Below are 20,519 nucleotides of genomic sequence, written 5' to 3'. Positions count from 1 at the left end.
AAAAGGTATATTCTTCTGTCTTCTGTTTTTTATGGTGCTATTTATTATAAAAAAGTACAAAAATATTGCGAATTCTGGACCGATTCTATACATTTGAGAAGGAAGTTATTAATCATTGACTGCAAAATCTACAATATGGGATAAAACTCTACGTTATTTAAATATCTGTTTTATGAGTATAAGGGTAGGACCTAAAGACAGTGAATTAATTTCACAATATAGGAATGGTAGTGAGATAGCCTTTGAAAGGTTGGTTGATAAATACAAGACCAAAGTCTATACTACAATTTTGATGATAGTAAAAGAGCAAGGTGTAGCTGAGGATCTGTTACAAGACGTATTTGTAAAAGTCGTCCAAACACTCAACTCTGATCGCTATAATGAAGAAGGTAAATTCCAGCCATGGTTAATGCGGATAGCGCACAATTTAGCTATTGATCATTTTAGAAAAATGAAACGCTATCCTATGGTGGTGATGGAAGATGGGTCAAATGTTTTTAATACCCTACATTTTGCCGAACAGAATGTAGAGGATATGAAGGTAAAGGAGGAGACGTATGCCTTGGTCAGGCAGTTGATTGAGGAATTGCCGGAGAGCCAGAAACAAGTATTGATCATGAGGCATTATATGGATTTAAGCTTCCAGGAAATTGCAGAACAGACTGGAGTTAGCATAAATACAGCCTTGGGAAGAATGCGATATGCCCTTATCAATTTACGAAAGAAACTCAAACAAATAAATATTGCCTATGACCAAATCTTTTACGACAAATGACCTGATAAGGTATATTTATCAGGAAATGGAGGAAGAGGAGAATGATCAATTGGTGCAACTCTTGCAAGATGACCAAAAGCTAATGCAGGAATACATCGATTTGCTTAGCACAATTGAAAAATTGGACATTGTCCTGATCGAACCTTCCGATAGCATTATTAACGCCATTAAGAAAAAGGCACGGTCCAAAGGACTGGAAAAAGTATAACACCAACAACAGTATTTTCCTGTCGTTTCACCAGAACGACAGGATTTTTTTTTTACTATAATCCTGTTCCATCCGGATAGGTATATTGTATCAAATTTAGTATTGTCAATACTAAAAAAAATAAAGACCTTAGCAAGTGAATAAGAAGCGGTGCTATTTTCAGTCATAAATGATCAATATCGATTGGTCCTGAAGTGTTCCGTGATTAATTATGATCGTCTTCGAATTATTCAGATTCAGAAGGTGATAGATTTTCTAATGCATGTTTCGGGTTCATTTAATTTATAAACAGATCAATTCAAAGGTCTGAAATTCACCCTTCCTTTTTAGAAACGGATTCCCGATTAGGCAATTTGGGTATTAAAGCAAATAACTGTCATGTTAAAAAAAGAACGTTATAAGGCATTTGTTGAATATTTTTCAGAAAACATGCCTGTGGCTGAAACTGAATTAAAGTTTGAATCCACTTTTCAATTGTTGGTGGCGGTTGTATTAAGTGCTCAATGCACTGATAAACGGATAAACCTGGTAACTCCAGCACTTTTTAGAGATTTTCCCGGTCCTGAGTATTTAGCAGCAAGTGATTTTGATCAATTATACCCCTATATTAAAACGGTTTCTTATCCGAATAACAAAACCAAACACCTTTTGGGTTTGGGTAAAATGCTAGTAGATGATTTTAACGGTGAAGTCCCAAGCACAGTCGATGAGCTTATTAAACTTCCTGGAGTAGGAAGAAAAACCGCCAATGTCATAACAAGTGTAGTTTGGAATCAACCAAATATGGCCGTAGACACCCATGTGTTTAGGGTTTCAAAGAGGCTTGGTCTAGTTGCCCAAAAAGCCAAAACTCCTTTGGAAGTTGAAAAAGATCTGATTCGTCATCTACCCAAAGAGGTAATTCATAAAGCGCATCACTGGTTAATTTTACATGGCAGGTATGTGTGTCTGGCCCGAAAACCTAAATGCAATGAATGTGGTATTAAAAATATTTGCCGGTATTATGAAAAAAACCGAGTCCAAATAGAATTTGAGCAGGTGTCCAATAAAAAACTGCCTACCAAATAATGTGTGGGGTACATTTATTGGTGGACACATCTGCTACAGATGAGGTTGCTATCACCAATATGGTCGAAAGTTGTACGCATCGGGGGCCTGATCACAGCGAAATTATCAAAATCACCAACGGGATATTTCTTGCATCCAATCGCTTAAAAATCATGGATTCAAGGGATGCGGCCAATTTGCCCATTACCAATAAGGATAAAAGTGCTTTTTTGTCATGGAATGGCTTTCTTTACAATTTTCAAGAGTTGAAAAATCAACTCCTCAGCGAGGGAGTGATTTTTAAAACACATTCTGATGGAGAAGTTTTGTTTCAATGGTTGCTCCATAAAGGAAAAGCAGGCATCCACCAACTTGAGGGAATGTTTGCTTTCGTCTTTGTCGACCTCAAAAAAAATGAGATTCTGTTGGTAAGGGATCCCGTGGGGATGAAGTCCCTGTATTATTACCATCATAATAATAAGTTAATTTGTTCTTCTGAAGCACTTTGTCTTATCCGTTCCGGTAAGATTGAAGCAAACCTTGATTCCGATCAGGTGCTGCCTTATTGGTATCTGAGAACTGCCATGCCTTCGGCTTCATTTTTTAAGCGTGTCAAAGAATTATTGCCTGGACAAATAGCAGTATTTGGACTAGATGGGAATAAAAAAGAGGTGTCAAAAATCTCCATAAATGTACCCAATGGCCCAAAAAAACAAGCGCCAAATCAAACAATCTTTAAACAATGCCTGACGGAAGCAGTTTTGAAACATTTTACTGCGGAAGTGCCTTTGGGAATGGTGCTAAGTGGAGGTGCCGATAGTTCGCTTTTGTATCATATTTGGTACAAAGAAACGGGGATTCCATTGCCAACCTATACCATTGGTTTTGAATCGCCTTATCGGAGCACAAACAGTGATGCTGACTTTGCTGCCAGCTTGGCCCGGAAATGTGGTGGAGGTAATCAGGAAATTAAAATAGGACCTGAGATTTTTTTGCAAACATGGGAAGAATACATTTCTCAACTGGATCAGCCTGTAGGAGACAGTGCGAGTTATTTGACATGGCTAATTGCCAGGGAAGCCAAGAAGAGTGTGAAAGTACTGGTTAGTGGCGTCGGTGCAGATGAGTTGTTTGGCGGATACAATAGGCATGTCGCTTTTAAAACGTACCTTAAAAGGCCACATTTATGGCGTGGTATGTCCCAATTCATGCAAAATGCTCCTTTTTTAAGTAGGAGTCAGAAGAAGTTTTTGAAGGGTGTTCATGAGAATCCTGGTCGTACTTTTATTAATTTCGCGGCGCTTACTCCTGTTCCTGATAAACTGGGGAGGGTTTTGGAAGACCTTTATCCTAAGTTAGGCGGTGACTTTAAAAAGGCATTGGCCTATGATCAAGAGATGTATCTGGTACATGATTTGTTGAAAATTCATGACAATGCATGCATGGCTCATGGGATTGAAGGACGTGCGCCATTTCTAGATTGGCCATTGATAACTTTGAGCAAGGAAATGAGCAATGAATTGTCAATTAATACCACACCTAAATCCTGGATAAAAGAAATTTTGATAGCCGAGGGACTTGGGAACATTGCTAAAAGGGAAAAATCCGGTTTTGGGCTACCTATAAGGGAATGGTTTCTCCATCATTCTGGTTTTAGAAGTAAATTGAGTTCAGCGATTATTAATTTTGGAAACAAGTATGGGGACTTGGTTTCCAAAGAATGGCAACCACTATTAAAATATCCTGAAAACCATATTCAAACCCATTATTTGCTTTTATTTAATGTGTTTCTACTTTCAGAGTGGATCAATAAAAATATCCAATGAGAATAATTTATATCCATCAATATTACCTTAGACCAGACCAAGGGGGAGCAGTGAGATCCTATCATCTCTCTCAAGGTCTAGCGAAGGAGGGGGTTACGGTGGAGCTAATTACTGCTCACAATGAAAAAGCTTACAAACTATGTGAAGATGGGGGAGTGAAAGTGCATTACCTTCCGGTACCCTATCGGACTGAATTCTCTTCATGGGAAAGACTGCTGGCATTTTACCGCTTTTATAAACAAGCCCAGAGATTAATAGCAACATTGCAGTCTCCTGATTTATTTTACATTTCTTCTACTCCGCTCACTACTGGATGGATTGGTATTTGGGCGAAAAAAACTTTGGGTATACCCTTCGTTTTTGAAGTTAGGGATCTGTGGCCTGAAGCCCCTATTCAAGTTTTGAAAATCAGAAATCCGATTGTCAAAAAGCTACTTTACCGAATGGAGTCTAAAATTTACCAAGAGGCTGATAAAATTGTGTCACTTTCTCCGGGAATTCAAAACTATATTAATACCCGTTTCTCTAAAAAGAGGGTAGAATTAATCCCTAATTTTTCCGACAATATCTTCTTTAAGCCAAAAGTTAAAACACTTGAAAACCGAAATTTCACCGAGGAGCCACTTACGCTTTTATATTCTGGGGCTATTGGAGAAGTCAATGGGCTTGATCAGTTCTTGGAATTGGCTTATGAAGCCAAGAAATTAGGTAAAAACTGGCGTTTTGAATTGATGGGTAAAGGAAATGCACTTAAAAGATTGAGGGATAAAGCCTACCAAACGGAGTTATCCAATGTATATTTTATTCCCTTCGGCACCAAAACTGCCGTCAAAAAGCAATTGGAAAATGCTGACCTGGCGTATATTTCTTTTCTTCCTTTAAAAGCACTAGAAAGCAGCAGCCCTAATAAATTTTTTGATGCTTTGGCAATGGGCTTGCCAGTCATTGTAAACTTTAAAGGTTGGATCTATGAACTTATTTTAAAAGAAAGAATAGGCTTTATTCACGATAATACGGATGTAAAATTATTGATACAGGAGCTGGAAAAATTAGAGAAAAAGCCCCTTCTTCTTTATCAAATGGGACAAAAATCACGGGAAATCGCAGAAAATAATTTTGATATAACCGATGCACAACAAAAGTTGCTTGCCTTATTGGTTTTGGAACATGAGCCTTTAAATTCAGCCTTACCTAAATAATGCGAAAAAACCATTGATTTAATTTATAGTCTCCTGGGCTTATACCCTGAATTTTTAAAAATTAATCTCGCATCATCTTGCTTCATCACCTCTGTAAGGCTTAAGTCATTATTGTTCTGGTAATCATCCACGATATTCCAGCCTAACCATCTTCCAATTCTTCCCGGTGCATCAGGACTGATAACATCCGTAAATGGTGCTTCCCCGGTATATTTTCTAATTTCAAATGGATTGGTTTCAAACAGCAATTCATTTTCAATAAAATGACCCCAAATCATTTCTTCATTGGCATAGCTGCCAAGGATTTCTTCTGTTTCGTACCCAATAATGAATTCATCTGGGGTGCAGGGCAGAATCGTTTTAGTGAAATAATAGGATTTCCCATAATAGATCATTTCAGCGAGTAGGCTACGGTCAGTAAGTTTCGTTTCATTAAACTGAGAAGAGATGGCTGTAACCACTGTTGGGACAAGATGATCTTCGTTGTACCTTTTTAGTATATAATTCGGCAAGTCAACTGGCTGGAATTTATGATCATTTGGTAGAAAATAGTCCAACCCTATCACTATTACATCCTCGCTGACGATAAGGTCGCTCCCAAAGCCGCTAACAAAAGTATAAACAGCTGGAATCTTATAATTGGGGTAATGGAATTTTATCCCTGCAAAAGCATTTTCCAAGTCATTTTTGATATCACTAATGTCTGCATAATAAGCTTTTACTTCCTGATACAACTCAACCATTCCACTGTCCTGGTGAATTAAAAGTAGTTCCTCCGCCAGTTGATCCTGGTTCTCCAAACCCATGTTGGAAAACATTGCTGTTGCGAATTCTGGATAGGATTCCAGGTTCGATATCATTTTTTCTTTGGTAAGATTTCCGAAATATAAATCCTCCATTCTAAGGATGTCTATGGAGACAATATTTTCCTTGTAACCCGATGGGATCTCACAATCCTCATTGGAATGGTTACATCCAAATTGGAGGGTGATGAGTAATAGAACGGTCATTAAAAATTTGAATCGTTTCATGCATGTAAAGTTAGGCAATAGCGCTTAATTTGTTCAACAATTGAGAGACATCATTGATGAAGGTGAAAATTTTGGTTGGTAAATGAGGGGTAACAAAATGTTTTAGTTCTGATGCTACAATAGACGAGGTAAATTGAAATAGGATTTAATTTTCATTCACGTCAACCTCATTTTTTTGAGAAACCGGTGACAAATTAGAGCGCAAACCTATGTTTTTTAAAATAGGACAGCTAAGTAAAGGACTTCGAATGGCTGTTGGTTTAAGTGCGGGATGGACGATAATTTGACAGTTTTTGCTGCTACAGATGCAGCTTTCCTTCAATTGAATGATTTAAAAATTTAAGTGGCAAATCTAAATACAGATTTGTTGAATGTTCACGCTACAAACGGTGTCATTCATGTGATTGACAAGTGATGTTGCCATAATTTTTAATAAAAGGATATTTGTAAAAGCATGGGTCAATTGGTCCATGCTTTTTTTACGGTTAAGTGTTGCTCTTAATAAATTTCGGAGCGTTTATTAACTGAATATCAATTTGATGTATAATATTATTTCATTTAAACTATTCACCTAGTATTGATCAAGTAAACCTGAAGTAAGCCAGGACTTTCCGATAGGGTTTATCGACTCTTTTCAATTAGTTATAGCTTTATAAAGTTATTGCCATTACCGATGTCCAGTTGTAACGGGCTTATTTCTAAACCTACCGGCAAACCTTAAACAGTTCAATGATTGTTTGTTGAGAAAAAAATAATTTCAAGGGTCAATTTCGCAGCCTTGACAAAGAATTAAATTGTATTTATTATTTTGCCTTTAATAGGCAAACGTTGTCCCTTAAAGAAAGGATTAATTATCTTTACAGTTGCTTTATGGTTAGAATTATGAATAACCTAATTATTCATGTCAGGTAAAGGTGTGAGTAATGTGGCGAAGCTGTATGGCTATCAACAAAAAATTAGATATGATTTCTCCAAGACCTGAGAACCGTTGTAGGTTCCAATATTTGATGTTTTTTCTTATGGTCATGTTGTCTTTTAATGCATTTCCTCAATCGTTAGAAGACATTTCCTCAATAAATGTTGATGATTTAAGTGATCAACAACTGCAGCAATTGGTTGAAAGAGCTACTCAAGCGGGCCTTTCAGAAGCTGAATTGTTGCAGATGGCTCAATTAAGAGGGGTGCCTAGTTCAGAAATTGAAAAGCTAAAGGATAGATTGAGTGGGATGGTGATAATGGATAGTTATGGTGCTGGAAATGCATCAAAGACTAATTCCAGAAGCCCAAGAAGGCAATTAGGATTCAATGAAATTACCCAGGGGATAATTCCTCCTCAGGTAGATTTGGATAATATGTCCACGGATAAACTGCCCTATTATGGAATGGATCTTTTTTACAATAAGACGAGAAGACTGACCTTTGAGCCAAACTTAAATCTTGCTACACCGAGAAACTACATTTTAGGACCTGGTGACGAAGTAAACATTGATATTTATGGACAATCGGAAACCTATTACCAAACGTCCGTTACCCCTGAAGGCCAAATTGTATTGGAAAATATAGGGCCTATAAGTGTTTCTGGGTTTTCGCTCGACGAAGCCACGAAGGTGATTAGAAATAGATTATCAGCATTCTACACAGGTTTAAAAGGCAGTAATCCCAATACCTTTTTACAGGTTAATCTTGGCAATGTCAGGACCATAAAAGTCAATTTGGTGGGAGAAGTCAGGTTACCGGGGACTTTTACGCTGAGTGCTTTTAGCAATGTTTTCAATGCCTTGTATGCTGCAGGAGGCCCAAATGTCAATGGGAGTATGCGGAATGTAAAGTTGATCCGAAATCAAAAAGCAATTGCTGAAATCGATCTTTATGACTTTTTAATTTATGGTGATCCGGGTGTAAATGTGACCTTGCAGGACCAGGATATCATTTTAGTGCCACCTTATTTAGCTAGAGTGAGTATGGAAGGAGCGGTAAAGCGCCCCAAGATATTTGAAGTAAAGGACAATGAGACTTTTGCTGATGTACTTAAATTTGCTGGAGGATTTACCGACAAGGCTTTTCAGGAAAAAGTTGGTGTTACAAGAATGACCGCTAAAGAAAAAGCTGTTTCGGATGTTTACCATGATCAGTTTTCAATGTTTCTGGTAAAAGGTGGAGATCATTATAAAGTGGGAGAAATTTTGGATAGGTATACCAACAGGGTACAAGTGAAGGGTGCTGTTTATAGGCCTGGAAATTATGCTTTTGAGCAAGGGCTGACCCTCACCAAGCTTATTGAAAAGTCTGAAGGTCTGAGAGGGGAAGCATTTTCAAAAAGAGTAACTATTTTAAGGACCAAGGAAGACCTGAGTACTCGTATGATACAGGTAGATCTTGGGGAAATAATGAAAGGAAATTCTGCTGACATTCCTATTATTAGGGAGGATGTGATCCATGTCCCTTCAATTTATGAAATTAAGGAAGAAACGTATGTGAAGGTTAGTGGGGAAGTATTGGTGCCTGGTACTTATGCATACGCCGAAGACATGACTCCGGAAGACCTTATACTTATGGCTGGAGGGCTTAAAGAATCTGCATCGAAAGGGGACATTGAAATCGCCAGAAGAGCAACTGATCAGGGTGGCAGGGAGTACGCAGAGATAATCCCCGTTGAGATGGGGGAAGACCTTGGGCTTTCTGATAATCCTCAGGCACTACTTCCATTCGATCATTTGACGGTAAGAAGGAAGACAAATTTCAGCTTTGAAAGAATGGTGAAAATTGATGGGCAGGTCCAGGCCCCTGGGAATTTTGCCATTAGGCAAGCGGAAGAGCGGATTTCTAGTTTGATTTTACGCTCGGGCGGGCTTACTGATTTTGCCTACCCAAAAGGTGCAACATTGATAAGGAGAACCGAGTTTTTCAAAAATCAATCGGAGAAGGTTAGAAGTAATAACAACTTACTTAATCTTCTGGAAAGGTTAAATAGAGACAATATGGAACCTACTGAATCTCAAAAACAAATGATTGATCGAATAAATCAATACCTTTTTGGAAGGAATGATTCTGTAGAAGTTGAGCTAGACCAAGCTGTAATAGAGGCCAGAGAGAGGCTTTTAAATGACATTTCTGCTTCCAGGGACGGGATTAATCCGATTCAATTAAGGGAAACTGAAGCAGTAGCCATTGACCTTGAAGCCATAATGAAAAACCCAGGCTCTAAATACGATTTGATTTTAGAGGAAGGTGATATATTAAGCGTTCCTAGAGAGTTACAAACGGTGAGGTTGAGAGGAGATGTCATCTATCCAACCACCATCAGGCATGAAGAATTTAGGGGATTGAATTATTACATCAATAGGGCAGGGGGCTTTAATGTAAGGGCAAAAAGAAAAAGTACTTATGTAGTATATGCCAATGGTGAAGTAGCAAGAACCAAGAATTATATTTTCTTTAATGCCTACCCAAAGGTTGAACCTGGATCTGAAATTATTGTTCCTACCAAAGGTCCACGGATACCAATTAGACCTGGTGATTTTGTAGGAATTACTACTGGTCTGGCTACTTTGGCTTTGGTTATTACTCAGATTTGGAATTAATTATGGAGGAAAACCGACACATATTGGATGATAAAATCACTTTCAAAGAGCTGGTTCTTCGCTTACAAAGCTGGTTCAATATTTACAAGAAAAGGTGGAAAACATTACTGGTCTTTGTGGTAGTAGGGGCCATTTTAGGGGGGCTTGTCTCTCTGCTTAAAAAGCCTGTTTATCATGCTGACACAACCTTTGTACTGGAACAATCTGATATGGGGGGAATGGGGAATATTTCAGGATTAGCCTCTATGCTTGGGATTAATCTAGGTGCGATGGGGGGAGAAAGTGGACTGTTTAAAGGAGACAATATTATGGAGCTCTATAAATCAGAATCCATGTTATCCAAGACCTTGTTAAGACCTTTTGATTCTGTGTCTAATGAAAGTACTGGTGAATTGCTGATTGAGCGGTACATTTCCTTTAACAAACTTGATAAGAAATGGGAAGATGAGGTTGATTTCAGTGCACTTGATTTTTCGTTGCCTCGTTCCCGCTTCACTATTCAGCAGGACAGTGTATTGAAAGAAGTCGTGGAGGTGATAAAAGATCGAAACTTATCAGTTGACAAGCCAGATCGAAAACTCAATATAATCAAAGTGACGGTAGCCAGTAAAGACCAGGCATTTTCAAAAAGCTTCAATGAAAATCTGGTAGCAACTGTCAATGAATTTTACCTTAAAGCAAAGACAAAGAAAACAACGGAAAATGTCCGTGTATTACAACATCAGTCGGATAGTGTAAGAAAAGTTTTAGACACCAAAATTAAAGCTTTGGCAATTTTTCAGGACAAGGTTCCCAATCCAAACCCATTGCTTAAAGAAGGGATGGTAGCTTCTAAAAGCATTCAGGTTGATATTCAAGCCTCAGCTGCTGTGTATGAAGAAATTGTAAAAAATTTAGAGATCTCTAAAATTAACAATAGAAATAATACTCCTTTGATCCAGATTATTGATCAGCCTCGATATCCACTTGAGAGAGTTGAAATAAAATTAAAAACGGGAATCGTCTTGGGGGTGTTTGTATTCTTTTTGATGGGTTTTGTTTGGATATATTTAAACACATTATATGTGACACATCTCAAACCATGAGTCCTACCTATAATTATGTCGGATAAACCCTCTCAAGTGCCTTATATTCATTTATTTAGGCACAAATCTTTTTTGAATTTAGTGTTTTTATTTTTAATCCAATCCTCAAACATCTTAGTTTCAATTGTGGCCATGCCGGTATTGATTCGGGTAGTGGGGGTGGAGGAATTTGGAAGGATCAATCTTGCTTTCTCTGTTGTTCTCCTGTTTAATGTTCTTGTAGGTTTTGGGTACAACCTTAGCGCACCTAAAAGTATAGCGTTAAATCAGGGAAACATTCAAGCCTTAAGTGAGAAGGTATCGGAAATACTATGGAGCAAACTATTTCTCGCATTCACCTCTCTAATTGTTATTGGAATCCTAGGTTTTGTCTTTGGGTTTTTTGAGGATTTTCTATTGGTGCTTTGGTGGTCCACGGTATTGTTGTTTAGCGAAGCCACCACCAGCGTTTGGTTTTTTCAAGGAAAAGAACGAATGCAATGGGTTTCAGTAGTCAATGTCATAACCAAATTGGCTTATTTGTTATTATTGGTTTGGTGTATAAAGAATGCAGGCGATAGTTATTTATCCAACTTTTTTCTTGGCTTTACAGCACTGTTAGGAAATGTAGTTTTACTATTCTTTGTGCACTTCAGAATGAATATCAGACTGATGTGGCCAAAGTTCTCGAGGATATTCCTATCCCTAAAAGAGAATGTTTTGTTGTTTCTTTCAAGCCTTGCCTCCCACATCGCCATTAATGGAGGGCTGATCATTTTGAGTTTTTTTGCCTCTGCTGCCGTTTTGGGGCCATACAGTATAGCTGAGCGAATAGCTATGGTTTTAAGAATGGTTCCGGTTTTAATTAGTCAAGCAGTTTTTCCCAGGGCGAGCATACTTTATTTTGAAGAAAAAAGTAAATTTTTCTCTTTTCTTGCCAAGGTAGAATTGGCTACGTTTGCAATCGGGGTATTAATTATTGTATTTATTCAAATTTCCGCACCTTATATCATAGTACTAATTGCAGGGGAAAACTTAGAGAATGCAGTGCTTTTTCTAAAAATACTATCTTTTATCCCCTTGGTTTCAGGACTTAATTTGGGGAATATGTTGATAATTTTAGTGACTGACCAAAAGAAAGTTCTTTTTAACTCGACATGGGTTTTTTCAGTTTACATGTTGACAGCCTCACTTGTCCTTACCCAGAATTATGGTGGGGTAGGGCTTGCAATAGCTTTAATTTCCACAGAAATTATAATATTTATTGTTACCACAATTCTTCTAAATAGAAAAAAACCATCCACTGTATCTCAATTTTATCGTGCATTATTCAGTAGCCATAGTTATTCTTAATTGGAATGGTTGGGCTTATACCCAGGCATGTATTGAATCGCTCCTTGCAGCGGGGATCTCAGAAAGTGACATTGTCCTCGTGGACAATGGATCCACTGACGGCTCCCTTATTAATGTCCGGAAACGCTTTAACGCTGTCCATATTATTCAAAATAAGGTCAACGAGGGCTTTACCGTTGGAAATAATATAGGAATGCAATATGCCTTGAATAGAGGGTATGAATACATCATGTTGCTCAACAATGACACAAAAGTTTCCCCAGGATTTCTGGAATTATTGATGACAGAAATGATTACATCAGACAAATTGGCGGCCATACAGCCTTTGATTTATTATATGGAGCCAAAAACTAAAATATGGAATGCAGGAGGAAAGTACCACGGTTGGCTGGGATTTTCGCAAACAAATTATACGGTCCAAAGCGAAAAACCTTACTTGACGGAATGGATTAGTGGTTGTGCAATCTTGGTTAGGTCAGCTGTATTGGAGAAGGTAGGCTTATTGGATAACGAGTATTTTGCCTATTTTGAAGATGTGGATTGGTCCCTAAGAATGAGGAATCGTGGATTTGAATTAAAAGTACATCCTCAGTCAATTATTTTCCATGAAGCAGGGGCTTCTTCGAAAAGCGAAATTAAAGGAAAAGAGGGGTTTTTGGATCCTAAAGTCCATTTCTTAAATGTTAAGAATCAGATTTTTCAACTTCGAAAATACTGTGTTAGTCCACAATACTGGTTGGCATGGCCTTTCCATTTTGCTAAATTTGGCTTTTTTATTTTTTATTTCCTGGTGAAAGGCCGAAGAAGCAAATGTATGGCAGTGATAAATGGAATTAAGGAAGGATTGAAAACGCCACTGAAACTTAGTAAATGATAGCGCTACTATTGTTCGTAATTGTAGTGGTATATGTTTTACTGCTGTTGTTCATCACTGTTGAAAAGATTGTTTTCAAAGGGGACTGGGATTTTATTCTGTTCTTTATGGCACTTTACCTGCCGTTTTATACCTCTATTTTAAGTATAGTTTATCAAGCTACTGGGTCAGAATTAGCAGTGGCATTTTTCCAATACATTAAAGAGCTTTTACTGTTCTTAGCCCTGCTTGGATTTGTCTTCTACAATAGAAATATTTGGAATTATCCAATAAAGCTCAATTTAGTTGACAAACTATTCCTTTCCTTTACAGCATTAGCTACCTTATACGTGTTTCTTCCGCTTGGTGAAGCAAGCTTACTCAGTAAGATGTTATACCTGAAAGGCACTTTGTTAATTCCTTTGTTTTATTTTTTAGGAAGAAATACAAAGATGAATCAAAAATCAATAACCAGACTTTTCAACATAATAATGTTGGTGGCTATTGCTGCTTTTTGCCTGAATGTTGTTGAGAAGGTGATCGGAGTTCATTTCCAGCAATTTTCTGGCTATGCTTTTTTTAATTTTGCCGTAAATGGAATAGACCCAACAGGGAATTATGGGCTGTCCTGGACCTTTGAAACCCAAACATCAGGGATGCGATTGGCATCTTTTTTTTCAGACCCTTTGGAGCTTGCTAGTTCTTGTCTTTTGGCATTTTCTACTGGCCTTATTTGGTATTTGAGTAAAGAAAGAGAACATAGCTGGATGTACCTGATCGTAATGGTAGCTGCCTTTGGTAGTTTGATGATGACAGCTTCCAGGGCAGCTTTCGGAGCATTCTTTATAATGCTGTTGTTCATTGCTGTGGTATTCAGGCTTTATAAATTACTTGGGCTGGGGGTTTTAATTTTCATTAGTTTTGGCGCTTATGTGATCTTTTTTGCCTCAGAAGAATTTTATTATTTTATCTATGATACCATTACTTTTCAAAATGCTTCTAGCGTTGGACATTTGGTGGAATGGTTTCTTGCCTTAGATTCCATCATTGCCAATCCTGAAGGAATAGGGCTTGCGATGAGTGGAAACACTGGCAGTGTCGATGATGAATTACGGGTTGGGGGGGAAAACCAGTTTTTGATTTACGGTGTCCAGCTTGGGGTGCTAGGCATGATGTTGTACATCGCCATTTTGGGTTTTGGTATTTACAAAAGTCTTATGGTTTTTAGAAAAACCGGGGACAGCAACACGGCTCGTATTGCTTTCGTAACAGCGGCAACTAAATTTGGTCTTCTTCTTCCGCTTTTTACAGCCAATGCCGAATTATATACTTACGTTTCCCTCATTACCTGGTGGATGATGGGCTATACTTTAACTGCTTATAATCAGCTTTATTCCTCCTTAGATATTACTACTAGTAAACTTTCCCAGCCTACGGTATGAAAAAGAAAGGCACGAAGGTCATTCTTGTGGATATTTTTTTTCAATACCTGGCGCAAACGGGTATTAAAACCTATACGGATAGCCTTCTCAGTCAAATAGATGCTTACGATGAGGAAACGTATACCTTCATCATTTATCCCGCAAGAGAAAAAATGGTGAAAAGTAAGTTTTTTAGAGGTAAAACTGCTCGCTGGAAAAACTGGTGGTTTCAGGTCCGGTATTTTTCACACAAACTCCTTGTCTTGCCATTCCTTTCCTTTTGGTACAAAGCTGATCTGGTTTTTTCGCCTGACATTCTTTCGCCCATTTGGTCCAGGGGAAAAAGAGTTTCCGTGATTCACGACGCATTTTTCTGGGAAACGCCTGAACATTACAATGCCCTTTGGAGAAAAATTTACTTGTTCTTTTTACAGAAAAGTGTAGCCTCGGGCACTCATGTTTTGACTGTCAGTCATTATGCCAAATCTAAAATAGCAAAGTATTTAACATCGCGTAGTCCTATCAAGGCCATTCCAACTGGGCTGGATCTCAAGGTGAAGACAAAAAATGCAAAAGAGCACTCACCTCACGCAAACCCTTATTTTATTCATGTTGGAGTAATGGAAAAGAGGAAAAACCTTACCACACTTATTGAAGCATTTTCTATCTTTTCGGAAAGGAGTGATACAAACTATTCCCTGGTATTGGTAGGACAGAGAGGTCCTAGAGAAGCTTTGGATGACTATCCAGCAATTTTAGATCTGGTGAAAAAGCATCAGTTGGAGGACAAGGTGATTTTTACCGATTACCTGGATGCTGACAAACTTTCCACCTTTTACCAATTTGCAGAGGCCTATGTATTTCCCTCTACCAATGAAGGTTTTGGCTTGCCTGTGTTGGAAGCATTTTCCTACGGATTACCGGTAATAGTTGGTCCTCAGGGTGCTTTGCAGGAAGTAGGGGGTGAAGCAGTATTGGTGAGTAGTTCCTTTTCTGCATCGGATTTTGCAGAAGCTATGTTTCAGCTTTCAAAAGATGAAGCACTTCGTCATGAATTAACCAAATCTGGCTTTATGCGCCTTTCGGTGTTTACTGGGGAGAAGTTTTTCCTATCTTTGCTGGGTTATTTTAAAACGGTGATTGATGAGTAGTTTTCCGGGAAAGTTTATTTCAGGAGTTTCAGGATTGGATTTTACAGATCGATTTGGACAGGGTTGGGATCGACAATCTACGCTGTCTGTATTGATGCGTATGGGAATATGGTGGTTGCGGGGATTGTTTCTAAGACTACGATTAAAATCCTCCCGAGGAATGCTGTTGTTAGGGAAAGGAGTAACCATCCGACAGGCAGGCTACTTTGAAGTTGGGAGTAATTTTGTTGCTCAGGATCATTGTGAGATAAATTGTCTTTCACAAAAAGGCATTGTTTTCGGTGATAAAGTCACCGTTGGTAGCTATGCTATTATTCGGCCGACAAACTTATATGGAGGAGAGCTAGGGGTAGGATTAAAAGTTGGGAACAATTCCAGCATAGGACCCTACGCTTACATCGGTTGCTCAGGCTATATAGAGATAGGTGACAATGTAATGATGTCACCCAGAGTAAGTATTTATGCTGAAAACCATGTTTTTGATGATAGTGGTCGGCCTATGATCGAGCAAGGGGTTAAACGCTCTTTTGTTAAAATTGAGGATGATTGCTGGATCGCTTCCAATGCTGTGATTTTAGCTGGCGTTACTATAGGTAAAGGGTCGGTGGTTGCAGCTGGAAGTATTGTCACGAAAGATGTGCTTCCATACAGTATCGTTGGAGGAAATCCTGCCAAGCTGATTAAATCAAGACAATGATATAATCAGCTTGGCAATCATGTGCCTGTTTTAAAACGGGAAGTTTGATGGTATCATGTGGAAAAAAACAAATCCGATTTCGAGTTTTACCAAAAAGAATCAGAAGGACGTAAATGAAGAGTAAAAAAGAGGAAAAGCGTGTTATGATGCTGCATGGATCATCTGATCTCTATGGGGCGAGTAAAATATTTTTAATAACAGCTGAGATTCTGAATAATAATGGCATATCAGTTCTAGTGATTTTATCGGAGGATGGCCCTCTTGCAGATGAATTGAAAAAGTCAGGTATTAGGGTAGAACTTGTTCGTTTGGGAATTATTAGGCGCAAGTATTTTAATATCAGTGGGTTATTTAATAGATTAAAGGTTACTTTTGAGGCGTATAAGACGCTTGGAGCACTTGCCGAAGAAGAAAAGATAACTCATGTTTACTCCAATACTGCAGCAGTTTGGGTAGGTGCTTTGCTTTCCAGAATGAAAGGATACATCCATATTTGGCACCTGCATGAAATTATAGTGAAACCAAAGTACTTTGCAGTATGGATGGGGAAATTGGTTGAATATAATTCTCACAAGGTAATTGTCGTTTCTGAAGCAGTTAGAAATCATTGGCAAAAACACGTAAGTGCAAATAAACTGCATTTGGTTTATAATGGGATAGATTATAATCCTTACCTTTGCAAATCTGTTGATTTGCGCAAGGAGTTAAATATTCCTAAAGAGGCAATGATAATAGGGATGATAGGGAGGGTTAACAGTTGGAAAGGCCAAGAATACTTTTTGGAAATTTCGGAAGAATTAAATAAAAAGTTTTTAAATTTATATTTTCTTTTAGTAGGAGATGCCTTTCCTGGGGATGAACACTTGTTTGAAGGGTTAGAACAAAAGATTTTGGAGAATAAATTTAAGGATAGAATATTTAATTTAGGTTTTAGAAAAGATATATCCCATGTTTTAGCTACCATGGATATTTTTATTCTTCCATCCATATTACCCGATCCGTTCCCAACAGTAATATTAGAAGCCATGGCGGCGAAAAAGCCTGTGGTAGCTACAGCCCAAGGTGGGGCTTTGGAAATGATTGATCATGGCGAAACGGGATATCATATTCCCTTGAATGAAGCTCCTGAAGCAGCTTTCATTATTGGTGAATTAATAAATAATAAAGGCCGAATCAACACAGTTGGTGAAGAGGCTAGAAAAAGCGTTATAGAAAATTTTTCTTTGCCTAAATATGGGCAGAAAATTTTGAATATTTTTTCTTGAGTAGTAAATAGATACAGTATGTCAAAAAACAACAAGCCGTTGCATGTTGCCATAGTAGGTACAAGAGGGTATCCTTATGTTTACGGAGGTTACGAAACTTTTGTAAAAGAAATGGGCGAACGGTTGGCGCAAAGAGGAATAGAGGTTACCGTTTATTGTCACGCGCCATTGTTTGAACAAAAACCCAAAATAGTTAATGGCATTAACCTGGTATATATTCCCTGTGTTGAAACCAAGTCATTAAGCCAATTGACCAATTCTTTACTTTCAATGATCCATGTCTGTTTTTCAAAGGTAGATGTGGTATTTGTTGTAAATAGTGCCAATGGGCCTTTTGGAATACTCACGAAAGCATTCGGTAAACCATCTACCATAAATGTGGATGGGTTAGAGTGGTTGAGACCTAAGTGGAAAGGATTGGGAGCCAGATACTATTTGTTTGCTTCCAGACTAGCTACAAAGCTATATGATCAATTGATCACAGATTCAGATGAAATGGAAAAAATTTATCTGGAGAAATTTAATGCGCCTTCGAAGATGATAGCCTACGGGGCCAATCCCAAATTAGCTTCTGACAGCACCTTGATTGAAGAATGGGATCTCCAAAAACAATCTTATTATTTAATAGTAGGAAGGCTAATTCCTGACAATAATGCAGATTTGATCGTTGAAGGTTTTGTGAAATCAAAATCCAAGAGAAAATTGGTGATTGTCGGTGATGTACCTTACCACGATAAGTTTGCCCAAAGAATGAAACAGGTTGAGGATAAAAGGCTGATTTTTACAGGGTATGTAAGAGACCAAGAGCAATTGGCTGCATTGTACCACAATTGCTATGCTTATTTTCATGGTCATGAATACGGTGGTACAAACCCAGCAATGTTGAAAGCTTTGGGATTTGGTTGTGCCATTCTTGCCCTAAACACCAGGTTTAATCAGGAAATGCTCCAAAAAGGTAAATTTGGATGGTATTTTGAAAAAAATGCAGCATCTGTTGTTTCTATAACGGAAATGGCAGAGGATTCGCCCGAAAAAGTTGAAAACTTAAGGGTGCACTCAAGGGAAGGATTGACAGATAAATACAACTGGGATGTTGTGACCGACGAATATGAAAAGCTATTTAAGGCTCTGTGTAAGCGGAAAATTGAAGAAAATTTAGCAGAAATTAATTACTGAATAAAAGAATTGGTTTGATCTATAATCCTGGTTATTATAAAAACTGGGATTATTGATGTCTTACTGCTGGTTAAATGAATTGGTAAAAAAGAAAATCTACATTTTAGTTAAAAATATTACCGGATTTTATCCGGTTTTTTTTGTCTATTCATTGATTACCTTAAAGCTTTATTAAGCAATAGTTTTCATAGTGACTGATTTTGAAGTGATTTAATGACGTAATGGGTTTTCTATTGCCTAATTGGGTTATGCTCCGCAGCTGGTCTTCTATTAATTTTAGGTTTTTGAACGCAAAATATACCGAGATCTTAAACCTAATTTCGATAAAAACAGAAAATCGAAAAAAGTGACAAGTTTTCCAGTACTTTTGTACCAGACTTACTACTTTTGGCTATTAGAGGGTTAGAACTTGTGAAAAAGAATCAGATGGTTTGGGTTTAGTCTAATAATTTTTAATTCAAATACCTGCATGGCAAAACGTTTTTATAAATATTTCCCTTGGCTGTTTATTTCAGTTGAGCTCTTGGTGATGTTTATGGCACTTGGACTGTTAACTTTTTTAAGTGCCGAAAGTGCTTTTAATTCTACCAGCTACTTTTTGGATGTAGCATTGTTTGGTTTAGTTTGGCTGATTATAGTTTTGGTTAGAAAAGATTATAAACTATCCAGAACCTCGGTGTATTGGGATACACTCATGCAATTTCTCGTCTCATTTGTTTGGGCAATTTTGACATTTTTCATTCTAAGGGAGCATTTGTCCTCATCCAGCTCATTTAAATTAGATTTTTATTTGTTCCCAATTGGGCTCTTTATGCTGGTTTTCTTTAGAATTGGCGTCCATATGGCCTTGCGAAGGTATAGGATGAGTGGAAGAAATTATCGCAAAGCAATAATATTGGGCAAAGATGAATGGAGCAATCAATTGGCCCGTACTCTAGAGAAAAACAAAGCTTTTGGGATCAAATTATTAGGGTTTTTTGATGATGATGTACGTGGGGATGATGTATTGGGGAAATTTGATCACTTTTTTGATTCATTTGGGATAGGTTCTCTGGATTTGGTTTATCTCAGTCAGGGTATGCCTGGCCATCTGGTGAATAAAATAGTAGATTTTGCAGATGAAAACCATTTTAAAGTTAAGATTATTCCTGGTCCTGCATTACAATGGAACAAAAAAATGAGTTTTAGTAATTATGGCTCTTTCGTAGTTGTTAATTTGAATGAAATTCCTTTAGACAGGTTGGGTAATCAATTTTTCAAACGTTTTTTTGATGTCCTGTTTTCTGTGTTTGTGATCTTATTTATTTTTAGTTGGTTGATGCCAATTATTGCGTTATTAATTAAGCTGGAGTCTAAAGGTCCTGTTTTTTTCTTTCAAAAAAGGACTGGTGTCAATAACAAAGTTTTTACTTGTATTAAATTCAGAACGATGCAGGAAAATCCTTGGTCAGATACCTTGCAAGCCTCGAAAAATGATCCTAGAGTAACTAAAATAGGTGGGATTTTGAGACGGTTTTCTTTGGATGAGCTGCCACAGTTTATAAATGTACTTAAAAATGAAATGTCTGTAGTTGGGCCAAGGCCACATACTGTCCCCATGAATGAGGTTTTTAAGCAACGATTGGAAAAATACAACAACAGGCATTGCATTAAGCCAGGGATAACTGGTCTTGCTCAGGTGTTGGGATATCGTGGGGAGATTTCTACGCACTGGCAAATAAGATCCAGGGTGAAACTGGATTATTTTTATGTCCGTAAATGGTCTTTTTTCCTGGATATTAAGATAGTTTTAAAAACGATGAATCAAATGTTAAATTCAAGTGAAGGTGTTTATTGAGATATCTCACCCAACCCATTTTGCCGATGAGCTTT

Annotated in this window: 16 protein-coding genes; 15 read left to right on the top strand and 1 reads right to left on the bottom strand. The window is 37.7% G+C overall.

Annotation, left to right across the window (positions count from 1 at the left end; translation table 11 throughout):
• Positions 1 to 172 precede the first annotated feature (172 nt).
• The 5 genes from AC0L7T_RS25565 to AC0L7T_RS25545 all read left to right on the top strand — a co-directional run bounded on the left by AC0L7T_RS25565 (position 173) and on the right by AC0L7T_RS25545 (position 5,055).
• Positions 173 to 775 carry an RNA polymerase sigma factor gene (locus tag AC0L7T_RS25565; protein WP_473339416.1) on the top strand — a complete coding sequence of 201 codons (603 nt, stop codon included), beginning with the start codon at positions 173 to 175 and terminating at the stop codon, positions 773 to 775.
• Positions 750 to 983, top strand: a complete 234-nt coding sequence (locus tag AC0L7T_RS25560; protein WP_473339414.1) for a hypothetical protein — start codon at positions 750 to 752, stop codon at positions 981 to 983. Before AC0L7T_RS25565 ends, AC0L7T_RS25560 begins: the two co-directional genes overlap by 26 nt.
• Before the next feature lie 378 nt (positions 984 to 1,361).
• The gene (gene nth / locus AC0L7T_RS25555; protein WP_473339413.1) at positions 1,362 to 2,051 is read left to right on the top strand and encodes an endonuclease III; all 690 of its coding nucleotides are present in this window, start codon (positions 1,362 to 1,364) and stop codon (positions 2,049 to 2,051) included.
• A complete protein-coding gene (gene asnB, locus AC0L7T_RS25550) occupies positions 2,051 to 3,856 on the top strand; it encodes an asparagine synthase (glutamine-hydrolyzing) (RefSeq protein WP_473339412.1) in 1,806 nt (601 codons plus the stop codon). Before nth ends, asnB begins: the two co-directional genes overlap by 1 nt.
• A complete protein-coding gene (locus AC0L7T_RS25545; protein ID WP_473339410.1) occupies positions 3,853 to 5,055 on the top strand; it encodes a glycosyltransferase family 4 protein in 1,203 nt (400 codons plus the stop codon). Before asnB ends, AC0L7T_RS25545 begins: the two co-directional genes overlap by 4 nt.
• A 23-nt stretch (positions 5,056 to 5,078) precedes the next feature.
• Here AC0L7T_RS25545 and gldB read toward each other — a convergent pair whose 3' ends face one another.
• Complete coding sequence (gldB, locus tag AC0L7T_RS25540) at positions 5,079 to 6,086, bottom strand: gliding motility lipoprotein GldB (RefSeq protein WP_473339407.1); 1,008 nt, start codon at positions 6,084 to 6,086, stop codon at positions 5,079 to 5,081.
• 962 nt (positions 6,087 to 7,048) lie between these two features.
• Here gldB and AC0L7T_RS25535 point away from each other — a divergent pair.
• From AC0L7T_RS25535 to AC0L7T_RS25490, 10 genes are all read left to right on the top strand, one after another.
• Positions 7,049 to 9,667 (top strand): SLBB domain-containing protein, encoded by a 2,619-nt coding sequence (locus AC0L7T_RS25535; RefSeq protein WP_473339405.1) that lies wholly within the window; start codon positions 7,049 to 7,051, stop codon positions 9,665 to 9,667.
• Between the two features lie 2 nt (positions 9,668 to 9,669).
• On the top strand, positions 9,670 to 10,752 hold the full coding sequence (locus AC0L7T_RS25530) for a Wzz/FepE/Etk N-terminal domain-containing protein (RefSeq protein WP_473339403.1): 1,083 nt from the start codon (positions 9,670 to 9,672) through the stop codon (positions 10,750 to 10,752).
• A gap of 15 nt (positions 10,753 to 10,767) precedes the next feature.
• Positions 10,768 to 12,084 (top strand): oligosaccharide flippase family protein, encoded by a 1,317-nt coding sequence (locus AC0L7T_RS25525; protein WP_473339402.1) that lies wholly within the window; start codon positions 10,768 to 10,770, stop codon positions 12,082 to 12,084.
• The gene (locus tag AC0L7T_RS25520) at positions 12,053 to 12,958 is read left to right on the top strand and encodes a glycosyltransferase family 2 protein (RefSeq protein ID WP_473339400.1); all 906 of its coding nucleotides are present in this window, start codon (positions 12,053 to 12,055) and stop codon (positions 12,956 to 12,958) included. The genes AC0L7T_RS25525 and AC0L7T_RS25520 overlap by 32 nt, the downstream gene beginning before the upstream one ends.
• Complete coding sequence (locus AC0L7T_RS25515) at positions 12,955 to 14,379, top strand: O-antigen ligase family protein (RefSeq protein WP_473339397.1); 1,425 nt, start codon at positions 12,955 to 12,957, stop codon at positions 14,377 to 14,379. The genes AC0L7T_RS25520 and AC0L7T_RS25515 overlap by 4 nt, the downstream gene beginning before the upstream one ends.
• On the top strand, positions 14,376 to 15,509 hold the full coding sequence (locus AC0L7T_RS25510) for a glycosyltransferase family 4 protein (RefSeq protein ID WP_473339395.1): 1,134 nt from the start codon (positions 14,376 to 14,378) through the stop codon (positions 15,507 to 15,509). Before AC0L7T_RS25515 ends, AC0L7T_RS25510 begins: the two co-directional genes overlap by 4 nt.
• Positions 15,502 to 16,206, top strand: a complete 705-nt coding sequence (locus tag AC0L7T_RS25505) for an acyltransferase (RefSeq protein WP_473339392.1) — start codon at positions 15,502 to 15,504, stop codon at positions 16,204 to 16,206. The genes AC0L7T_RS25510 and AC0L7T_RS25505 overlap by 8 nt, the downstream gene beginning before the upstream one ends.
• A gap of 113 nt (positions 16,207 to 16,319) precedes the next feature.
• Positions 16,320 to 17,471 carry a glycosyltransferase family 4 protein gene (locus AC0L7T_RS25500; protein ID WP_473339391.1) on the top strand — a complete coding sequence of 384 codons (1,152 nt, stop codon included), beginning with the start codon at positions 16,320 to 16,322 and terminating at the stop codon, positions 17,469 to 17,471.
• Between the two features lie 18 nt (positions 17,472 to 17,489).
• A complete protein-coding gene (locus AC0L7T_RS25495; protein ID WP_473339389.1) occupies positions 17,490 to 18,647 on the top strand; it encodes a DUF1972 domain-containing protein in 1,158 nt (385 codons plus the stop codon).
• Between the two features lie 469 nt (positions 18,648 to 19,116).
• Complete coding sequence (locus AC0L7T_RS25490) at positions 19,117 to 20,484, top strand: exopolysaccharide biosynthesis polyprenyl glycosylphosphotransferase (protein WP_473339387.1); 1,368 nt, start codon at positions 19,117 to 19,119, stop codon at positions 20,482 to 20,484.
• Positions 20,485 to 20,519: the final 35 nt, after the last annotated feature.

It is taken from the genome of Cyclobacterium sp. 10D3-21 (assembly GCF_055809755.1).
This window is presented reverse-complemented; position numbering and strand designations above follow the sequence as displayed.

Coding starts and splice junctions, on each gene's coding strand:
- AC0L7T_RS25530 (WP_473339403.1), top strand. CDS start 9,670: ATGGAGGAAAACCGACACATATTGGATGATAAAATCACTTTCAAAGAG.
- AC0L7T_RS25565 (WP_473339416.1), top strand. CDS start 173: ATGAGTATAAGGGTAGGACCTAAAGACAGTGAATTAATTTCACAATAT.
- AC0L7T_RS25505 (WP_473339392.1), top strand. CDS start 15,502: ATGAGTAGTTTTCCGGGAAAGTTTATTTCAGGAGTTTCAGGATTGGAT.
- nth (WP_473339413.1), top strand. CDS start 1,362: ATGTTAAAAAAAGAACGTTATAAGGCATTTGTTGAATATTTTTCAGAA.
- AC0L7T_RS25490 (WP_473339387.1), top strand. CDS start 19,117: ATGGCAAAACGTTTTTATAAATATTTCCCTTGGCTGTTTATTTCAGTT.
- asnB (WP_473339412.1), top strand. CDS start 2,051: ATGTGTGGGGTACATTTATTGGTGGACACATCTGCTACAGATGAGGTT.
- AC0L7T_RS25515 (WP_473339397.1), top strand. CDS start 12,955: ATGATAGCGCTACTATTGTTCGTAATTGTAGTGGTATATGTTTTACTG.
- AC0L7T_RS25510 (WP_473339395.1), top strand. CDS start 14,376: ATGAAAAAGAAAGGCACGAAGGTCATTCTTGTGGATATTTTTTTTCAA.
- AC0L7T_RS25535 (WP_473339405.1), top strand. CDS start 7,049: ATGATTTCTCCAAGACCTGAGAACCGTTGTAGGTTCCAATATTTGATG.
- gldB (WP_473339407.1), bottom strand. CDS start 6,086: ATGAAACGATTCAAATTTTTAATGACCGTTCTATTACTCATCACCCTC.
- AC0L7T_RS25545 (WP_473339410.1), top strand. CDS start 3,853: ATGAGAATAATTTATATCCATCAATATTACCTTAGACCAGACCAAGGG.
- AC0L7T_RS25495 (WP_473339389.1), top strand. CDS start 17,490: ATGTCAAAAAACAACAAGCCGTTGCATGTTGCCATAGTAGGTACAAGA.
- AC0L7T_RS25500 (WP_473339391.1), top strand. CDS start 16,320: ATGAAGAGTAAAAAAGAGGAAAAGCGTGTTATGATGCTGCATGGATCA.
- AC0L7T_RS25560 (WP_473339414.1), top strand. CDS start 750: ATGACCAAATCTTTTACGACAAATGACCTGATAAGGTATATTTATCAG.
- AC0L7T_RS25525 (WP_473339402.1), top strand. CDS start 10,768: ATGTCGGATAAACCCTCTCAAGTGCCTTATATTCATTTATTTAGGCAC.